The organism is Brevibacillus sp. FW301-21C12A (genome assembly GCF_058788915.1).
In genome coordinates, this window is the sequence record NZ_JBYTBG010000023.1 from 1 (window position 1) to 17,012 (window position 17,012).

The following is a 17,012-nucleotide window of genomic DNA, read 5'->3' on the forward strand; positions in this document are numbered from 1 at the left end:
TGATGGTCAGGACAACTTTCACGATAGAGGAACATCTACGTTTTTTCAATGTCTAGCACGGGTTATGGTGATGAATCATAAAAAAGGAAAATAAAGATGCGCGGCCGCCCCGCAAAATCGCTGTCATCACTTGGTTAGGTCAGTGTATTGGCCAGCAATTCGAAAATATCGTCCATTTCCTCCATCTGAAGACCTTTGACGCTAAAATCGCTCGGCGTCCGCTCTACTTCTTTTTTCTCGATGCAGTGCGTGACGATGCGCTGAAGCTGCTTTTGATAACCTTGGCTCAATTGATGGATGGACTCTTCCCGAAACTGCTCCGCGCTGTAGGAGAAAGTGAGGACAAGCTCTCCGCCTTCAATCAATCCGGTTATATTCAAAGCGGTGTACACCTCCGATTCAGGACTGAGATTGTTTTTGCCATCTGCGCCAAGCGTGTTGCCTCCGCTGAAAGGCGAGCGGGTAAACAGCTCTGTCTTCATGTCCGCATCAAACTGGCCCAAGTAGTTGAACGTCACTTCCGGCTGCACGGAAAAAGACAAGGAACCGCGATTTTCCGGGAGCGTCACATGCTTTAAAATGTCGTAGCCAATTCCTTTATGGGGAATTTTTCGCAAATTTTCTTTGGTGAGCTTGATGAAGTCGGACAAGTGAGCGGTTTGCCGCAAGTCGAGCAAAACCGGATATTGGGATGTAAACCAGCCGAGGGTTCGCGCCACGTTTGCCTGCTCGATGATGTCCTCGCGCCCGTGCCCCTCGAGATGAATCGCGAGTTGCTCAAGCTTGCTCCACTCGGCAAAAGCCAGGCCGAGCGCCGCCAGCAACAAGTCGTTAATTTCCGTCTGGTAGGCCTGATTGGCGTGCTTCAGCAGTTGCTCCGTCTCTTCCGCCCGCAGCCAGATTCGCATGTTTCGCACGCTTTTTTGCTTGCAGCCTGCCGCTTCAAAGTCTTTGGGCAGCCAGACATGGCTCGCCTGCGATTCGACGCTCTCCCAATACGGAATCTCGCTCAGCAAATCCGCCTCGTTCGCGTATTCGTGCAACCACTCTGACCAGCTTTGAAAAGAATCCGTCTTTTCCGGCAAAGTGATCGCTTGCCCGGCAAGTGCTTGCGCATAGGCGGTTGCCAAATCTTCAAACAAAATGCGCCAGGAAATGCCGTCCACGACCAGGTGATGGATCGCCAAAAACAAATGATCGCCATGTAGCGTCTGGAACAGCGCGACCTTCACCAGCGGTCCTTCCTGCAAATCCATGTTGCTGTGCAAACGCTGCGTTTCTTCCGCAATCGCCTGCTCGACATCCGCGTGCGCGCGCAGATCGTACAGGGAGAAATCGTATCGTTTGCCGTCCAACCCGCGGTTGCGCTGAACGACCTGCCCGTTTTCGTGCCGATACACCATGCGAAGCGCGTCGTGGTGCTCGATGATTTTGTCCATGGCCCTCTGGATCGCGTCACGGTCGAATCCTTCCGGGCGATAAAGCATAGACGACTGGTTCCAATGGCTCATATTCGTGAAATTTTTCTCAAAAAACCATTTTTGAATGGGCGTAAGCGGTACGTCTCCGACGATGATGCCCTGATCGCTTTTTCGCGTCGTATTTTTTACAAACAGGGCAACCTGTTCGATCGTCGGGTAATTCAGCAAGTCTTTCGCCTCTAGCTTCCGCTGATAGGAATGCAGGCGCGCGACGACCTGGATCGCCTGGATCGAATCGCCGCCGAGCGAGTAAAAATTATCGCGTATCCCTATCTTTTCTACCCCCAGCACATCTTGCCAGATGGATGCGAGGATTGATTCCGTCTCGTTGCGCGGAGGATGGTAGGCGGCAAGGTTTGCGTTTGTTGCAAAATCAGGCTCGGGCAACGCTTTGCGGTCGATCTTGTCATTTGGCGTCAGCGGCATTTTGTCCAGCTTGACGAAATAGGAAGGCAGCATGTACGCTGGCAGCTTTTGCGCGGCGTATTCTCTGAGTTGTGCAGGAGTTACTTCTTGTCGCGAAATAAAATAGGCGCACAAATACTGCCCGGCCTGTTGATCCTCTCTGGCGATGACTACGGCCTCTGTAATTGGTTCGTACGAGAGCAAGACAGACTCGATTTCGCCTAGCTCAATACGATGACCTCTGATTTTTACCTGGTGGTCGATCCTGCCGAGAAACTCGATGTTTCCATCCGCCAGCCATTTCGCCAGGTCCCCGGTCCGGTACATCTTTTCTCCCGGTACGAACGGATTGTCTACGAATTTTTCTGCGGTCAAATCAGGGCGGTTCCAATACCCTCTCGCCAGGCCGACTCCGCCTATGCACAGTTCGCCTTCGCTGCCAATCGGCAGGGGCTGCAAGTCTTCGCCCACGATATAGATGTGCGTGTTTTGAATCGGCTTACCAATCGGAACGGACTGCACGGGGAACTCGTGGGCAGGCGCTTCCCATGTCGTCGCGCAAATGCTCGTTTCCGTTGGGCCGTATGCATTTATGTACCTGAGTTTGTCTTTCCATTTGTTTACCAAGGGGGCGGAGGCAGATGAACCTGCCGTAATCATGATGCGCAGAGAAGTGTTTCGTTCTGGGGTGAGATGAGTCAAATAAGTCGGTGGCAGCGTGATAATCGTCAATTCATTTTCACTCAAATAGTTTTCAAACGTAACGAAATCATGAATCGTCTGCTTGGAAAGGATGTAGAGGCTTGCGCCGGACAGCAAAGCCATGAACATTTCCCAAACGGATGCGTCGAACGACATGCTGGCAAACAACCCGATTCGGTCTTGCGCGGTGACGCCAAACGAATTTTGGAAAAACGATTGCAAATTGGCGATGCCTTTATGCTCCAGCATGGTGCCTTTCGGTTTGCCCGTTGTCCCTGAGGTGTAAATGACGTAGGCGAGATCCGTAGGCTTGCTTGGCTGGCGCAGATTGGAAGCTTCGCGAGCGTCCAGCTTTTCTTCTTCCAACACAACGATATGCCCGCTGTACCCGACGTCATGCACGAGCTTGCTTGCGCTTTTTTGCGTGAGCACGATTTCCGTTTGGCTGTCCTGCAAAATATACTGAATGCGATCGCGGGGATATTCGATGTCGATGGGCACGTACGCTCCGCCCGCTTTGAGAACGGCCAAAATCGCGATGATATTTTCCGGCGCTTTCTCCATCATCACCCCGACGATACTGTCTGTTTGCACGCCTTTTTCGAGCAACGCTCTCGCCAGTTGATTGGCTTTTCCGTTCAGCTCCCGGTAGGTGAGCTGCCGGTTTTCAAAAACGATGGCAACCCGGTCTGGAAAAGCCTCTGCTTGCTCTTCGAACAATTGATGGATCGACTTATCCTGGGCATATGGCACTTGCGGCTGGTGCTTCGTCTCCCGCTCGATCTCGACGAGATGGGCCTGATTTGCTAACATGTGTCCCCTCCGATAATGAAAATTGCGTGTGTTTATCATGAAGTGCGACAAAATGCTGGCCAACGAGTGACAGGGCGAGCTCAACGTGCTGTGGAGTTGGCGCCGAAGCTAAAAAAGACGGATATAGCAGGAAATAACAGGATGATCGTTCTTATGAGGGCCGAATGTAACGAAGAAATAGGATTTTGTTACTTGTTTGCCATTATTTTACAACTTTTGAGTCGATGGGATCAGTCCCATTCCAGTTTTTCATTCTCCTTCATTTGGGTAATTTTAACAATCAGGAGAATTTCCTGTTTATGGGATGCACTTTTCATACAAAAGTCACATTTTCACGATGCGACAGCGGAAAACGGGCGCTGGTACTCAAGGCTGATGGATACGGGCTGGCTTGCTGGCTTTTGCCCGCGGCGCGAAGGAAAACTCCTTTACTTGAAAACCATCACCTGAAGCTCCCTATTCGTCTAACCCGTTGGCATCCCTTCTCCCTCACTCTTTTGGAAGCGCCGAACGAAAGCGGCTGGCAGGCTGAAAGCACTAGGTTGCTGACGCTGAAAATCATTATAACAGAGAAAATTTGGAAATGGGTTAAAAAATAGGGATAATTTGTTAAAAATGTACCAGATTTTTTACAACCTCTTTACGTAAACAGAGGTCCTGTTTGGCAAGCCTGTGTCAACTTGCGTGTGTAAGCCGAATGGGCAAGCATGTTTCGTGGTCATGCCCGTTTCTCTCCCCTTCGGCAAAAGCATGGAGCGCGAAGCAAGCTTTTCTGCTGATATTTTTTTGATAAATATTTTCATAACGTTAAATATTTTATATGTTCACAGCTTATATAATGCTTTATACTGGTAAATCAGGGGTTTTCTTCTAAAAATCAGCAGAGTCTGCTCTCCTGTGGGCTGCATTCGCCACGGTCTTGCCAAGCCCGCAGACTCCCAGAAAGCTTGTGATAGAAGTCACGAACCAATACCCTACTCCTCCTTTTTACTTGCGTTGGATTTTTCGCAAAAAAAGTTTTTATCTATTCTGACTGCCGCCCGGACCCGGTTCAAGGAAAGCCGGCAGCAGCCGGTCCTATGCTTTGCGATCCACCAAGCCGTCCGTCTTTGCTCTCTATCGTTCGCCGTTCGCCAGATAAAGCTCCCCAACCAGCCTGCACAAAAGAAATCCGAATACTGTCACCACTCCCAACGTTTTTGTTTTGGTTGGGCTTGAGGGTCTTTCTGTCAACAGTTACCATTATTTAGAAAATAAAACAGTATTATGTAATCAATCATTTATATCTTGCATAGTTGCGCATGGCTGATGCGGCTTCCATCTGGCCGACCGAAACATCCGCTTCCGGCATGCGAAACATAAGGTTTCCCATCGTGGTGACAGGAGATGAGCTTTTATACCCGGATCAGGAACTGCCAAGAGAGACGAATCTATGGAGGTTGTGGATTGCTGAGCGGTTGCACCTGCCAATGATCTTAGAAACGTTATGAAAAGGAGTCTTGCAAGTTGATGAACTGGTATGCTTTCTATGTGAAAACGGGTTATGAGCACTCTGTAAAAAATTGGCTGAATAAATCTTTTGAGAAAGAAACGCTGTATTCGATGGTACCGCAACGAATCGTTCCCGAGAAGAAAAACGGCGAGATTTTGCGCGTGGAGAAAGATTTGTTTCCCGGCTACATTTTTGTCAAAACGAACATGAATTGTTCGAAATATTACTTCATTAAAAGCCATTCCAAAATCATTCGGATGCTGAACTATTTGAATAAAATCGACCTCACCTACGACAGACCGGCTGCTCTGCGCAAAAGCCGCGCGAACGTAACGGAAAGCAAGGAAGAAGCGCTCTGCTTCAAAAAGATTCCCGACGAAGAAATGACGATTATTCTCAAGCTTTTGAATCACGATGAGCAAATTGATTTTTCCCAGGTCTATACGCAAGACTCCAAAGTATATGTAGAGTCCGGCCCGCTCAAAGGGCTGGAAGGGATCGTGAAAAAGGTGGACAAGCACAAACGGCGGGTCAAAGTGCTCGTCTCGCTCATGGGCGATGAGCGGGTGATCGACCTTGGAATTGAGCTGATCGAGCCGAGCGTGTAAGCAGGCAATGCCCTGCTCGCGCTTTTGTTGCGCAAAGCTTGTCGACAGACGAAATAGGAGGTTCAACATGGTGCAAATATACGCGGTTAACATCACCGATTTTCCGGACGAATCCATTCCCCACCTGTTGTCTTTTGTGGGCGAAGAAAAGCAGTTGCGGCTCTCTGCTTTCTACCGCCGCGAAGATTGTGTCAGAGGGTTGCTCGCCGACCTGTTGATTCGAAAAATTGCGGCGGAGACGTTCGCGGTTCCTGTGAAAAACATTAGGTTTGGCACGAATGCCTATGGCAAGCCTTCCTTGCAAGAGCCGTTGGACAGCTTGCACTACAACCTGTCCCATTCGGGCGACTGGGTCGTCTGCATAACCGATGACCGTGCCGTAGGAATTGATATTGAAAAAAAGCATGCGATTGACTTGCAAATTGCCCGGCAGTTTTTTGCCCAGGAGGAATGCGAGTTTATTGAGGCAGAACGGGACAGCGAGCGCTGGCAGGCACGCTTTTTTACGGTCTGGACCGCCAAGGAAAGCTATATAAAAGCGATCGGCAAAGGGCTTTCGCTTCCGCTGCACAGCTTCTCTACTGTCAGAGAGGGAACGGTCGAGGGTTGGCGTGTCTATGACCAGGAGGAATGGCACTTCAAGACGTACGTTCTGGATGACGAATACACGCTGACCGCTTGTGCGCAAAACGGCCAGTTTTGTGAACAGGTGGAAATCGTGTCGCTGGACACGCTGCTTCCGTATTTTCTCAGCTTCAGCCAGTGATCGGCACTGGGCAACAAAAAAGGTTTCATCCCCGCTTGGCTTTCGGGGATGAAACCTTTTGGTTTGGAACGTTCTTGTGTGGCCTGACTGCGCGATGCCGCTATCTCGTTTGCCGATTTTGATAGTCTTCCTGCAGCAAGCCGTAGATTTCCAGGTCGACAATCCCTTTGCCTGACCAGAGGGCTGCCTGTCTGAGCGTTCCTTCCAGGGTGAAGCCGTTTTTGCGCAATACTTGTTTGGACGGTTCGTTTTTCGGCATGACCTCTGCCTGGATTCTGTTCACGTTGACTTCCTCCATCAAGAAGCGCACGACCATTTGGACCGCCTCGGAGGCAAAGCCTTTTCCCCAGTGCGCTTCGGCCAGAAAGTAGCCGATTGTCGCCATGTTTACACGCTGGTTAAACTCGAACGCTTCGATAATGCCGACCAATCTCTCGCTTTGCTGAGCGGGAAACATCCCCCATTTTACTCTCGACTTTTTCAAGTAATCTCTTTTGAAATGCCCGATCATGGTCAGGACGGTATCTTTTTTGTGCTTGGGAATGATGCCGCAATACTCAAAGACGTTGTCGTTGCTGTAAATTTCATACAGTTCTTCGAGGTGACAATCTTCAATCTCCCGCAGGATCAAATGGTCTGATTTCAAGACCGGAAACTCGTGAAACAGCGCGTTACTATTCATTCTTCCGTTCCTTTCCTGTCCGAGTTTGCTTTTTTCCAGCCAGGTTGAGCATTTTGGCTTGATCGTAAGTTTTTGGCCGTCTGCTTTTCGAGGTGAGTTGTTGCTGTTGTTGGCTATGGTATATTATGCCAAAAACAGGTGAGAAAAGCGACTTGTTTGTATGGTCGTGGTGGTTAGGCTGGTGGGTTGGTGGCAGCGATAAAGGAAGTCGGCGCCTTGGGCCCGGTACGTCATTTCCAGATGCAGGGCGCGCTGATTTTCCTGCACGACGACGAAATGCAGATCGAACTTGCCTGGTGCGCCGTCGTACTCGACAGCTTGCAGCTTCAGCCCGTCGATCGTCTCCGCTTCGTCGTGCTGCGCAAACTGGAACATGACATTGAACAGCGGATTTCCGTTGATCTCGCGCGGGACGTTCAGTTTGTCCACAAGCTGGTCGAAGGCGTAGTCCTGATTTTCGTATGCGTCCAGCAGGCGCTCTTTTACCTTGTGCAAATACGTCAGGAAAGACTGGCTGCTTCGTGGCTGGTTGCGAATAGCCAACGTGTTGACAAACATCCCGACGATATTTTCCAGCCCTTCGCGGTGTCTTCCCGAAATGGGCGTACCGTCGACAATGTCGTCCTGCCCAGACAGCCTGGACAGCAGGACGGTAAAGGCAGCCAGCATGACCATAAACAAAGTTGTCTCTGTCGAGTGAGCGAGATTTTGCAGCGCTGTCGCCGTATTTTCTTCCAAGGAAAAATGAAGCGTCCGCGATGTCGCCTCTGCTGTCAAGGCCGGGGGGCGGCTGAACCGCAATCGCACCGGGTGGACAGGCTCCTTGAATCGTTCCAGCCAGTATGCTTCCTGCTTTTTCCACTCCTGCGTGTGCATGAGCTGGCTTTCCCAGACGGCGTAGTCTTTGTATTGAAGGCTAAGAGGCTCCAGTTGCCTGTTCTCGTACAGCGCTGCCAATTCTTTGAGCATGATCCCGACAGACAGGCCGTCTGTTATCGTATGGTGCATGTCGAGGATGAGGATGCTCTCTTTTTTGTCCGTCAGTTCGATCAGCGCCGCGCGGAACAGCGGCGCTTTGTCAAGACGAAACGGCCTGACAAAATCGCGAATCATCTCTGCGGCTTCTGCCTCTGTCAGCGCGTAAACCGGAAACGCAAATGGAACAGCGGAATGTACCTTTTGCCGGAGCGCACCGCTCTCCACTTCCAGATGGAACGCCGTCCGCAGCGATTCATGCCGCTCGACAAGTCCCTGTAGCGCTTTTTCCAGCCGCTTGCTGTCCACTCTGCCATTGATGTTGCGGATGACAGGGACGTTGTAGGCAGTGCTTCTTCCCAGCAGTTTATCCAGCATGAACAACCGTTTTTGCGCCGACGATGCCGGGTAATCCGGACGCTTTTGCGCTGCTTCCAAAGCAGGCAGCGGATTTATGCTCGCCTGACGCTCGCCGGGCACGGCGGCGCTTTTCTCCGGATGTTCGGCCTGCTGTTTTCGCTGCGGCTGGTGTGCCGCGCTCCGCACTGGATCGGCTGAATCCGTCGTCAGGTTGTGGCCGCGGTCGTAAACGAGAGGCTCGTCCCCGTCTGCGGCGAGCATGTCCAGGTCTGCCAGTCGCTGGTCGGTATCTTGGACCAGTTGCTCCAACAGATGGCAGTAGTGGCGCAGCAGCCGCTCCATCGTGCTTGCGAAAAAGAGGTTTGCATCATACTCGATTCGCAAAGAAATGCCGTCACGCTCCACGTCGAAGCCGAGCGCGAAATCATCCTTTTGCCGCGCAGTTTCGGTATGGCGCTGTTTGAGGCGTACGTCAAAGAGCGGATTTCTGCTCGGGTCCTGGTCCGCATCCATTGTGTCCACCAGTTGCTCGTACGAAAACCGCTTCGGGGCGCGCGCCTGCAAGCACGTCTGCTCGATTGCCGCCAAAAACTCGCGCCATGTACGGCTCTGCTCCACGCAACCAGCGACTACCGTCGTGCAAGCTGTCTCGCTGCCACCGCAAGCATGTTGCACAGAATTAGACGTCCAGCCTACGACCACATACTCCTGGCCCGTATATTTCGCGAGCAGCAGCATGAGCGCAGCGAGCAAAACGACTTCCACGGATACCGCTTCGTTTTCGGCAGCAAGCGCAAGCTCCCGTTGTAACGCCAAAGTAGTTTTATACGTGACGGCGTCTCGCTGCCCGCCTTTCACCGCTGGCCGCACAAAATCCAGCGGCAAATTTAATGCATGAGTACGGTTTTGCAGTATAGTCTTCCAGTATTCATCCACTTGCCAATCAGACGCCGACTGCTCGACGCCGACCGGTAGTTGGCCGTTCCTGTTGGCAGCACCAGCAAGCTTCTCGATCATCATTTGCGCTCCTTTTGTCTCAAATAAGAGGCTCCCATCACCCGCGCTCGGGGGCAATCGCTGCAAAGATAGAGGCCATTTCCCGCACAGCAGGCTCTTTGAAGATCGAGTAGTGATCTCCCGCCACTTCATGCCGGCTGACAGGACGGTAGAAAAAGCCGTTCCACTTGTCTTCCGCGATGGCAGATTTCTGCGCTCTGACCAGGTGCGCCTGGGCAAAAACTTTTCGCGGCGGCTGGTAATGAACATACGCATGTTGCAAATCAAGAAACAAATGCACGTAGCGGTAAAAATCGGTGCGCTCGCCGTAGGCATAGGCCGGAATCGCCTGCATCATCTCTTTCGGCAGCACGGCTTCCAGCGCTTCATACGTCAGGTGGTGGTGCTCCATGTACTGCGCCACCTGTTTGTACAAGCCGTACAACGTCGTTTCCTGCTCCAACCGGGCGATCCACTCTGCCGCCGTGACCATCTGCGCCATCTGCTGGCGGAAGGAGGCGACAACCGCCGGGTCAGGGTGCTGAAAGTGCTGGTGCAAAAGCGGCGGAGAAGAATCGATCAGGACGAGCATCTCTACCTCATCCCCGTCGGCTTCCAACTGTCTCGTGATCTCAAAAGCGAGCAGTCCCCCGAGACTCCAGCCCGCCAGATTGTACGGACCTTCGCCCTGGACCTTTTTGATTTTTTCCAGATAGCTCGTTGCCAGCGCTTCGATGGTGATCCCCCGGCTTCGCTCGCCGTCGCTCCTTTCTGCCGGAATGCCGTAGCAGGTGAAGCGGTCGCCGAGGTGGTGGACCAGTTCAAAGTAGGCGTCGATGCTGCCGCTAATATCGTGAATCAAAAACAAGGGTGGGGACTCGGCAGACCATTTGTTGATGAGAACGAGGTCGTGATCGTCGCCAGCCGATGCCGGCAGCGCCTCTGCTTGCAGGTAAGCAGCGATTTCCGCGATTGTCGGCTTGGTGTAAACGTCGCTGACGGGAATGTCCATGTTCATCTCCCGGCGAATTTGCGCGGCAATCAAAATGATTTTCAGCGAGTTGGCCCCGACGGAAAACAGGTTGGTACGGACGCCAAGCTGCTCGATATGCAGCACTTTTTGGCAAATCGCCGCGAGCTTCTTTTCCAGCTCGCTGACAGGCAGTTCATCCGCGCGGAAGTCGACTGCGACAGCAGGAGTGGGCAGCAGTTTTCGGTTTGCTTTTCCGCTGGCCGTCAACGGAATCTCCTTGACCGCCATAATCGCATCCGGGACGAGGAAGCGCGGCAGTCTTTTGCCAAGATAGCGTTTCAGCTCATCCGGCTCGACCTTGTCTCTGGGCACGTAGTACAGGCAGAGCAACTTCTCGTCTGCCTCGCTCGTTTTGATCGCGGCTGCAGCGGCCTCAACCTCTGGAAGTTCGAGCAGCGCGTTTTCTATTTCGCCCAATTCAATGCGCACGCCCCTGATTTTGACCTGTTCGTCCATGCGACCGAGATACTCGATGTTGCCGTCCGGCATCCAGCGGACGAAATCGCCGCTCCGGTACATTTTGCTGCCGGGGCTCCATGGATCGTCGACAAATTTTTGCGCCGTGATCGCGGGCTGGTTCACATACCCTCTTCCTACCCCGATCCCGGAAATCAACAGCTCGCCTGCGACGCCAATCGGCTGGAGCGAGTCTGTTTGATCCACTACGTACAAGCGAATATTGTCGATCGGCTTGCCGATCGGAATCGTCGTCCGCGCAGGCTTTTCCCCGTAGTTTTCCGAGCAATCGAACCACGAAACTTCGACAGTGGTTTCAGTCGGGCCGTACAAATTGATGAGGCGTGCGCCGTTTCGCGCGTGGACCATCCGGTTGAAGCTGTTGACGGTGCTCGGCAGCAACGCTTCGCCGCTCGCAAACAAAAAGCGCAGACTGACCAGCCGCGCTGCTTCCTGCTCCATGCGCGGCTCTACATAGGAAAGAAAGCTGCTCAACATGGAGGGGACAAAATGCAAAAGCGTGATGCGCTCGCGAGCGATCGTGGCGAGAATGGCTTCGGGATCTCTCTCCATGCCGGGAGCAAGGAAGCAGACGCGCGCGCCGTGAAAATACCATCCGAACAGCTCCCAGACGGAAACATCGAACGTAAACGGCGTTTTTTGCAACGTGCAATCGTCGGCTGTGATCGGAAACTGCTTGTGCATCCAGACGATCCGGTTGAGGACGGAACGATGCTCGATCATGACGCCTTTTGGCTGGCCGGTCGAGCCGGAGGTGTACATGATATAGGCCAGATCGGCGGGGCCGCTTCTCGGCGCCAGATTGGCGTCATCCCGGGAATAGATGGCTGGCTCCTTTACGTTCAAGTACAGCGACTTCGCCTGCGGGCTGCTGTCTCGCGCGTCCCGGTCAACGAGGACGACTTTGGCCTGGCTGTCCGCAAGCAAAAACGTCACCCGCTCTGGCGGATAGTCCGGACTGATCGGCACATACGCGCCGCCCGCCTTCCAAACCGCCAAAAGCGCTACCATCATGTCGACAGACCGCTCCAACATGACGCCTGCCGTTACGCCGGGGCCGACGCCTCTTTCCACGAGCGCTCGCGCCAGTTGGTTGGCCCTTTGGTTCAACTCCCGGTATGTAAGCGCGTGCTCGGCGCAACTGACCGCGAGCTTGTCCGCATACTGTTCGGCGCGTTGTTCGAAGATCGCCTGCAACGTTTGTTCCGCGGGCAAATCAGCCGTTTCCTTGTTAAAAAAGTGCAAAATCTGCTGCCGCTCTGCCTCTGTCAGCAAGCTGTACGCTCCCAGCTTGCGCTCTGGCTGCACGAGAACCGCTTCCAGCAGAACGCTGAAGTGTTCGCCCATTCGCTGAATCGTGGCTGGCTCGAACAGCTCCATGTTGTACTCCATGTTCAGGCAGATCGCTCCCGAGTCGAGAAAATAGACGCCGCAGGCAATATCTTGCGCATTGCCGCTCTGCAGCGTATCCTGTTCCCCTCCGATGATTGATTCCGTAACCGACTCCATCTCGGTGTGAATGTTCAGCGAGACGCGGTACAGTGGATGTTCTGTCCTCGACACGCCATGCTGGCGGCAGATCGTCTCCTCCAGCTCGTCGATGTCGTACTCCTGATGCTCCAGCGAACGGATGAGGCTGTGCTTGACCTGTTGCAAATAGTCGGGAAACGCCTGCTCTGCGGCAGCCTGAAAGCGGATCGGGACGGTGCGGATGAACACGCCGATACTGTTTTCGAGTCCGCTGTAGCGGCGGGAAGATAACATCCCGATGGTGATGTCGGTTTGCCCGCAATAGTTGGCAAGCAGCAGGCCGTAGATGGCCGTCAGGAAAATGCCGGGCGTGACTTGATACTGTTTGGCGGCGGTCTGAATGGCCTTTGCCGTCTGTTCACTCAAAAAGAAGTTTTTGTGTCCGTAAGTGGAAATCAGGCCATGGCTACGGGGGCGATCAAGCGGCAGATTCAGAACGGGCAGCTCGTCGCCAAACAGATCCAGCCAAAAAGCTTTCTTTTCCCGATGCGCTTCCGACTTTTCGAGTTCGTTTTGCCATACGCAATAATCGACGTATTGCAAGTGGAGCTGGGGCAATAGACGCCCCTGGCTGATGCACGCCAGCTCGTGATACACCAGTTGCAGGGAAGTGGCGTCGAAAATAATATGGTGAAAATGCAGGATCAACAGGCTGCCTTCTTGCGGCAAGCGGACGAGGCCAACGCGAAAGAGCGGGAGCTGGTCGAGCGTGTACGGCTGACTGATTTCGACCACGCATTGGCGAATGAACTCCTCCTGCAACGCTTGTTCCTCGGGGGCCTCCCAGTCATGCAGGCGAAAAGAATCCGCAACCGCCTCGTCGTGAACGAACTGGACGACCGCATCGTCTTTGATGCCAACGGTGGTACGCAGCAGTTTGTGCCTTTTGATTATGTACGAAAAAGCTCTCTCCAGTTCGTAAGGCTCGATCTCCTGCGGCACTCTGCGAAGGTCGATCACAGCATTGTCTAGCCCGTCGAAATAGGCAAAGAACATCTTTTTTTGCGTCCAGGAAACAGGGTAGTAAGGTCTGTCCGGCGCAGGCTTGATAAAAGAGCGCGCGTCGTCCTGCGAACGGCGGATATACTCTGCCAGCTCGCTGATCGTGAGGTTCTGGAAAATGTTTTCCAGCGAGATTTCGAGATCGAACTCCACGCCGATTCTGACTTCCAGCTCCAGCGCTTTTAGCGAGTGGCCGCCAATCGCGAAAAAATTGTCATGAATGCCCACGTCGCTTCGCTGCAGCACATCTGTCCAAATCGCTTTCAGTCTTTCTTCGACATCGTCAGGCTTCGTCTGGGTGGTTCCATTCATCGTCTGCTTTTCCCCCTTCTGGATTAGAAAACTTGGCTGCGCCAAGCCTGTGGCGCAGCCTTAGTTGCCCTTATATAAAAAGGAACGGGTCCCGGCGAATGCGCCCAGGTACCCGTCCTTCTCCACATCAGCTATGGAGAAAATGTGTCAACGCTGGCTATACCAGCTTCGCTTCTGCGCTTGCTTGCAGCTCCCTGACGGTGCGGGCGATCCCTTTTGTCGATTCGGCATCGCCGAGCAGCGCCCGATGGTGGATCCAGATGACTTCTTCGGCAATTTTTCGGGAGACGGGGCAATGTAGCTCGTTCGGGAAAGCGTAGCCTTCACCCAGGCTGGCGACGAACTGCTTGAAGATCGGCGTATCGTGAATCTGCGTGTAGGCAATATAGGCGGGAATGCCTTGTTCGTTCAGCATTTCCACGAACCGCTCGCGCGTGATTCCGCCAAACGGGACCGGGTTGTAGTAAAACATGTACATGTAGTGCGTATGGAGCGTGCACGCCGCTTCGCGGGTTTGCGGAACGATCCCTGCAATCGCCTGCATTTCGGCATCGAGAATTTGCGCATTGCGCTCGCGTCGCTCGTTCAGCTCCGCGAGGCGGGACGTCTGCGGCAGCAGGACAGCGGCCTGAAATTCCGAAATCCGGTAATTGGAGCCTTCGACCAGGTGCTGATATTTTTTGTCGCCGACAGGCCGCCCTACGTTGTGGTACAGAAAAGCCTGGTCGTACAAGTCCTGGGAATTGGTGACGAGCGCGCCGCCTTCTCCTGCCGTCATCAATTTAAACTGCTGGAAGCTGAACACCCCGGCGTCTCCCATGCTCCCTGCGCGTTTTCCTTTCCATTCTCCGCCGTGCGCGTGGCACGCGTCTTCGATGATAAACAGGTGGAACTCGTCGGCAATTTGCTGGAGCCGATCCATATCGCACAGGTGTCCCGCCATATGTACGGGGATCATGCCGACCGTGCGCGCCGTCACCGCTTCCCGCACTTTGAGCGGATCGAGGCAAAACGTGCCGGGATCGACGTCGACAGGGACAGGGATCGCCCCCAGGCTAATGACGGGCAGCGCTGTCGAAATAAAGGTAAAAGCCGGAACGATCACTTCGTCGCCCGGCTTCACGCCCAGGCTCAGCAAAGCCAGCTCGATTGCGTGCGTTCCGTTCGTCACGGCCAGCGCATGCTTGGCGTGGTGCATCTTTGCAAACACTCGTTCAAACGCTTTGACTTTCGTGCCGGACATGCGCCACCATTGATTGCTGCGCAGCGCCTCCAGCAGTTCTTTTTCCTGGTTCTCATCTGCCATCGGCCAGCTTGGGAATCTTCCTGTCAGGTTACTCATTTGCGAACACCTTCCGTTTCTTTGTTTTTGGCAAACCATTGCAAACCGTAAGCGATCCCGCCCCAAAGCGCCGCATCGTCTCCCAGATTGGAAAGCGTGACGCTGACATTTCGCTGCGGCAAAGTCCCTAGAAACTCCTGAACGAGCGTTTCCAGCAAGCGATAGCGTTCCGGAAATCGGCTTGCCATCCCGCCGCCCACGACCACCATGTCGGGGTCGAACAGACGGACCGCATTGGCAATTCCGATCGCCAGCATCCGTATGGCATCGTCCACAATCGCCTGTGCTGTTGCGTTTCCGGCAGAGGCCAAACGAAACACGTCACTCGCCCTTGCAGCGGGCAGCCCGCTGGCTTGCGCGATTCGTTCCATCGCCCGGCCAGACGCGTACATTTGCAAGCAGCCGAAGCCGCCGCACGGACATTTTTCTCCCCGCGGGTCAACCATCATATGGCCGAGCTCTCCGCTCGCTCCCCTCGCTCCTGCGTACACATGGCCCTGCCAGACGAAGGCGCTGCCAATGCCTGTGCCGACTACTGTGTACAAGAGATGCGGCACCGGGTAATCAAGCCCGAACGCATACTCTCCCAGCGCTGCGAGATTGGCATCGTCAAACAGCACGACAGGCTTGCCGACCATCGCGGCAAAAGTATCGCGGAAGGCGAAGCCATTCCATGCTGGACGATTGGGCCAGGTGACAATCGTTCCTGCGGCATCGTGCACGGCAGCAAGCCCGGTCACAACGCCGCGGATTTTCGTCTGCGCCCCTTGTTCCCAGCCTGCGATGACGCTGGCGACTTGCGAAATCGCTTGCAGCGGTCCCGTTTCCTGCCCCAATTCGAGCCGGGCCGTTTCCAGCATCGTGGCGCCATCGAGAGCAAAGAGCGCCATTCTAGCGGTAGAACCGCCAAGATCGACAGCGACGAGTCCCTCGCTCATGTGACCATCAGTCCTTTGCGCGCTGATTGATAAAGCAGCTCGATCAGTCGAACTACTTGTTCGCCATCTTGCGCCGACGGAACGGGCTGGCTTTTCTCGCGGATACACGCGACGAACTGGTCCGCCTGGCGCTTGAACGCAACGAGCGGATCTGGCTTCGGCGGCAAAGGAAAATACTGGGCTTCTTGACCCGCGTAAGTCAAAAGCAAATGGGGCTGCTTGTACAACCCTTGATCGCTAAAGCCGAACAGCGTATTCAGCGTCAAGCTGCCCCGCTCGCCTTTCAGATGAATCTGCACAAAATCTCCGGCTACGTCGTCCTGCCAGCTTACATGCACCTTGCCGAGCATGCCGCCCGCAAATTGAATCATCCCTACTGCCGTGTCCTCCACTTCTACCTGTTCCGATTCAAAGCCGCCCAGCCAATTGCTGTATCCCTCCCGGGCGAAAAACGGACGGGAATGGAAGCTGCCCAGGCAAGCGACCGGCTCCGACGCTCCTGTCAGGAAAAGCAACTGGTCGAGCATATGGCTGCCCAAGTCAATGAGGACGCCGCCTCCCGAAAGCTGCTTTTGCGTAAACCAGCTTCCCGGTCGGGGAATCCCTCTTTTGCGGCGCCAGGTGACTTCGCACATTTGCACTTCGCCAATCTGCCCGGCTGCGATTCGGAAGCGAAGCTCCCGGATATCGTCCCGGTACCGGTTGACAAAGCCCATCATCAAAACGGTCCCGGTTTCTTCCGCCAGGCGGCGCAAAGACGCGGCTTCCTTTGCTGTGGTCGTCATCGGCTTTTCGCACAGCACGTGGATTCCTTTTTCCAAAAAGTGCCTGGCTATTTCGTAGTGGGTGTGATTGGGCGTACATAAAATGACAGCATCCAGCGGGACCTGTCCGATCTCGCTCAGACGGGAGCACGCCGTCGCTCCCGCCTGTTTGGCCAGGCGCGCCGCCCGTGCCTCGTCTGTATCGTATATCGCGCGCACGGACACGTTATCCAGCGACAAAAAGCACGGGAGATGCGCGTGTTCGGCGATCCACCCGGCTCCGACAATCCCTATGGACATTTGACGTTGTTTAGCCAAAGCATTCATCCTCTTC

The 17,012-nt window shown here is 54.0% G+C and carries 10 protein-coding genes; 3 read left to right on the forward strand and 7 right to left on the reverse strand.

Going from position 1 to position 17,012, the window contains the following annotated elements; all coding sequences use genetic code 11:
* Positions 1-134: 134 nt before the first annotated feature.
* Positions 135-3,401, reverse strand: coding sequence for a tyrocidine non-ribosomal peptide synthetase TycA (gene tycA, locus AC3WQH_RS15100; protein WP_492332122.1), 3,267 nt, complete (start codon positions 3,399-3,401; stop codon positions 135-137).
* Between the two features lie 299 nt (positions 3,402-3,700).
* Between tycA and AC3WQH_RS15105 the strand changes: the two genes are divergently transcribed.
* The 3 genes from AC3WQH_RS15105 to AC3WQH_RS15115 all read left to right on the forward strand — a co-directional run bounded on the left by AC3WQH_RS15105 (position 3,701) and on the right by AC3WQH_RS15115 (position 6,267).
* The gene (locus tag AC3WQH_RS15105; RefSeq protein WP_005834059.1) at positions 3,701-4,000 is read left to right on the forward strand and encodes a hypothetical protein; all 300 of its coding nucleotides are present in this window, start codon (positions 3,701-3,703) and stop codon (positions 3,998-4,000) included.
* Positions 4,001-4,910: 910 nt separating this feature from the next.
* Positions 4,911-5,501, forward strand: coding sequence for an antiterminator LoaP (loaP, locus tag AC3WQH_RS15110; RefSeq protein ID WP_025844095.1), 591 nt, complete (start codon positions 4,911-4,913; stop codon positions 5,499-5,501).
* Positions 5,502-5,568: 67 nt separating this feature from the next.
* Complete coding sequence (locus AC3WQH_RS15115) at positions 5,569-6,267, forward strand: 4'-phosphopantetheinyl transferase family protein (protein ID WP_005834057.1); 699 nt, start codon at positions 5,569-5,571, stop codon at positions 6,265-6,267.
* A 100-nt stretch (positions 6,268-6,367) separates the two neighbouring features.
* Here the strand turns inward: AC3WQH_RS15115 and AC3WQH_RS15120 are convergent, their stop codons facing one another.
* The 6 genes from AC3WQH_RS15120 to AC3WQH_RS15145 all read right to left on the reverse strand — a co-directional run bounded on the left by AC3WQH_RS15120 (position 6,368) and on the right by AC3WQH_RS15145 (position 16,996).
* Positions 6,368-6,949 (reverse strand): GNAT family N-acetyltransferase, encoded by a 582-nt coding sequence (locus AC3WQH_RS15120; protein ID WP_005834055.1) that lies wholly within the window; start codon positions 6,947-6,949, stop codon positions 6,368-6,370.
* 123 nt (positions 6,950-7,072) lie between these two features.
* A complete protein-coding gene (locus tag AC3WQH_RS15125) occupies positions 7,073-9,301 on the reverse strand; it encodes a condensation domain-containing protein (RefSeq protein WP_492332123.1) in 2,229 nt (742 codons plus the stop codon).
* A gap of 37 nt (positions 9,302-9,338) precedes the next feature.
* A complete protein-coding gene (locus AC3WQH_RS15130) occupies positions 9,339-13,634 on the reverse strand; it encodes a non-ribosomal peptide synthetase (protein WP_492332124.1) in 4,296 nt (1,431 codons plus the stop codon).
* A gap of 157 nt (positions 13,635-13,791) precedes the next feature.
* On the reverse strand, positions 13,792-14,976 hold the full coding sequence (locus tag AC3WQH_RS15135) for a DegT/DnrJ/EryC1/StrS family aminotransferase (protein WP_242507356.1): 1,185 nt from the start codon (positions 14,974-14,976) through the stop codon (positions 13,792-13,794).
* On the reverse strand, positions 14,973-15,914 hold the full coding sequence (locus AC3WQH_RS15140; RefSeq protein ID WP_026557197.1) for an ROK family protein: 942 nt from the start codon (positions 15,912-15,914) through the stop codon (positions 14,973-14,975). The genes AC3WQH_RS15135 and AC3WQH_RS15140 overlap by 4 nt, the downstream gene beginning before the upstream one ends.
* Positions 15,911-16,996: a Gfo/Idh/MocA family protein gene (locus tag AC3WQH_RS15145; RefSeq protein ID WP_221842031.1), complete on the reverse strand. Its 1,086-nt coding sequence runs from the start codon at positions 16,994-16,996 to the stop codon at positions 15,911-15,913. Before AC3WQH_RS15145 ends, AC3WQH_RS15140 begins: the two co-directional genes overlap by 4 nt.
* Positions 16,997-17,012 lie beyond the last annotated feature (16 nt).

Coding starts and splice junctions, on each gene's coding strand:
- tycA (WP_492332122.1), bottom strand. CDS start 3,401: ATGTTAGCAAATCAGGCCCATCTCGTCGAGATCGAGCGGGAGACGAAG.
- AC3WQH_RS15105 (WP_005834059.1), top strand. CDS start 3,701: ATGGGATGCACTTTTCATACAAAAGTCACATTTTCACGATGCGACAGC.
- AC3WQH_RS15130 (WP_492332124.1), bottom strand. CDS start 13,634: ATGAATGGAACCACCCAGACGAAGCCTGACGATGTCGAAGAAAGACTG.
- AC3WQH_RS15140 (WP_026557197.1), bottom strand. CDS start 15,914: ATGAGCGAGGGACTCGTCGCTGTCGATCTTGGCGGTTCTACCGCTAGA.
- loaP (WP_025844095.1), top strand. CDS start 4,911: ATGAACTGGTATGCTTTCTATGTGAAAACGGGTTATGAGCACTCTGTA.
- AC3WQH_RS15115 (WP_005834057.1), top strand. CDS start 5,569: ATGGTGCAAATATACGCGGTTAACATCACCGATTTTCCGGACGAATCC.
- AC3WQH_RS15125 (WP_492332123.1), bottom strand. CDS start 9,301: ATGATCGAGAAGCTTGCTGGTGCTGCCAACAGGAACGGCCAACTACCG.
- AC3WQH_RS15120 (WP_005834055.1), bottom strand. CDS start 6,949: ATGAATAGTAACGCGCTGTTTCACGAGTTTCCGGTCTTGAAATCAGAC.
- AC3WQH_RS15135 (WP_242507356.1), bottom strand. CDS start 14,976: ATGAGTAACCTGACAGGAAGATTCCCAAGCTGGCCGATGGCAGATGAG.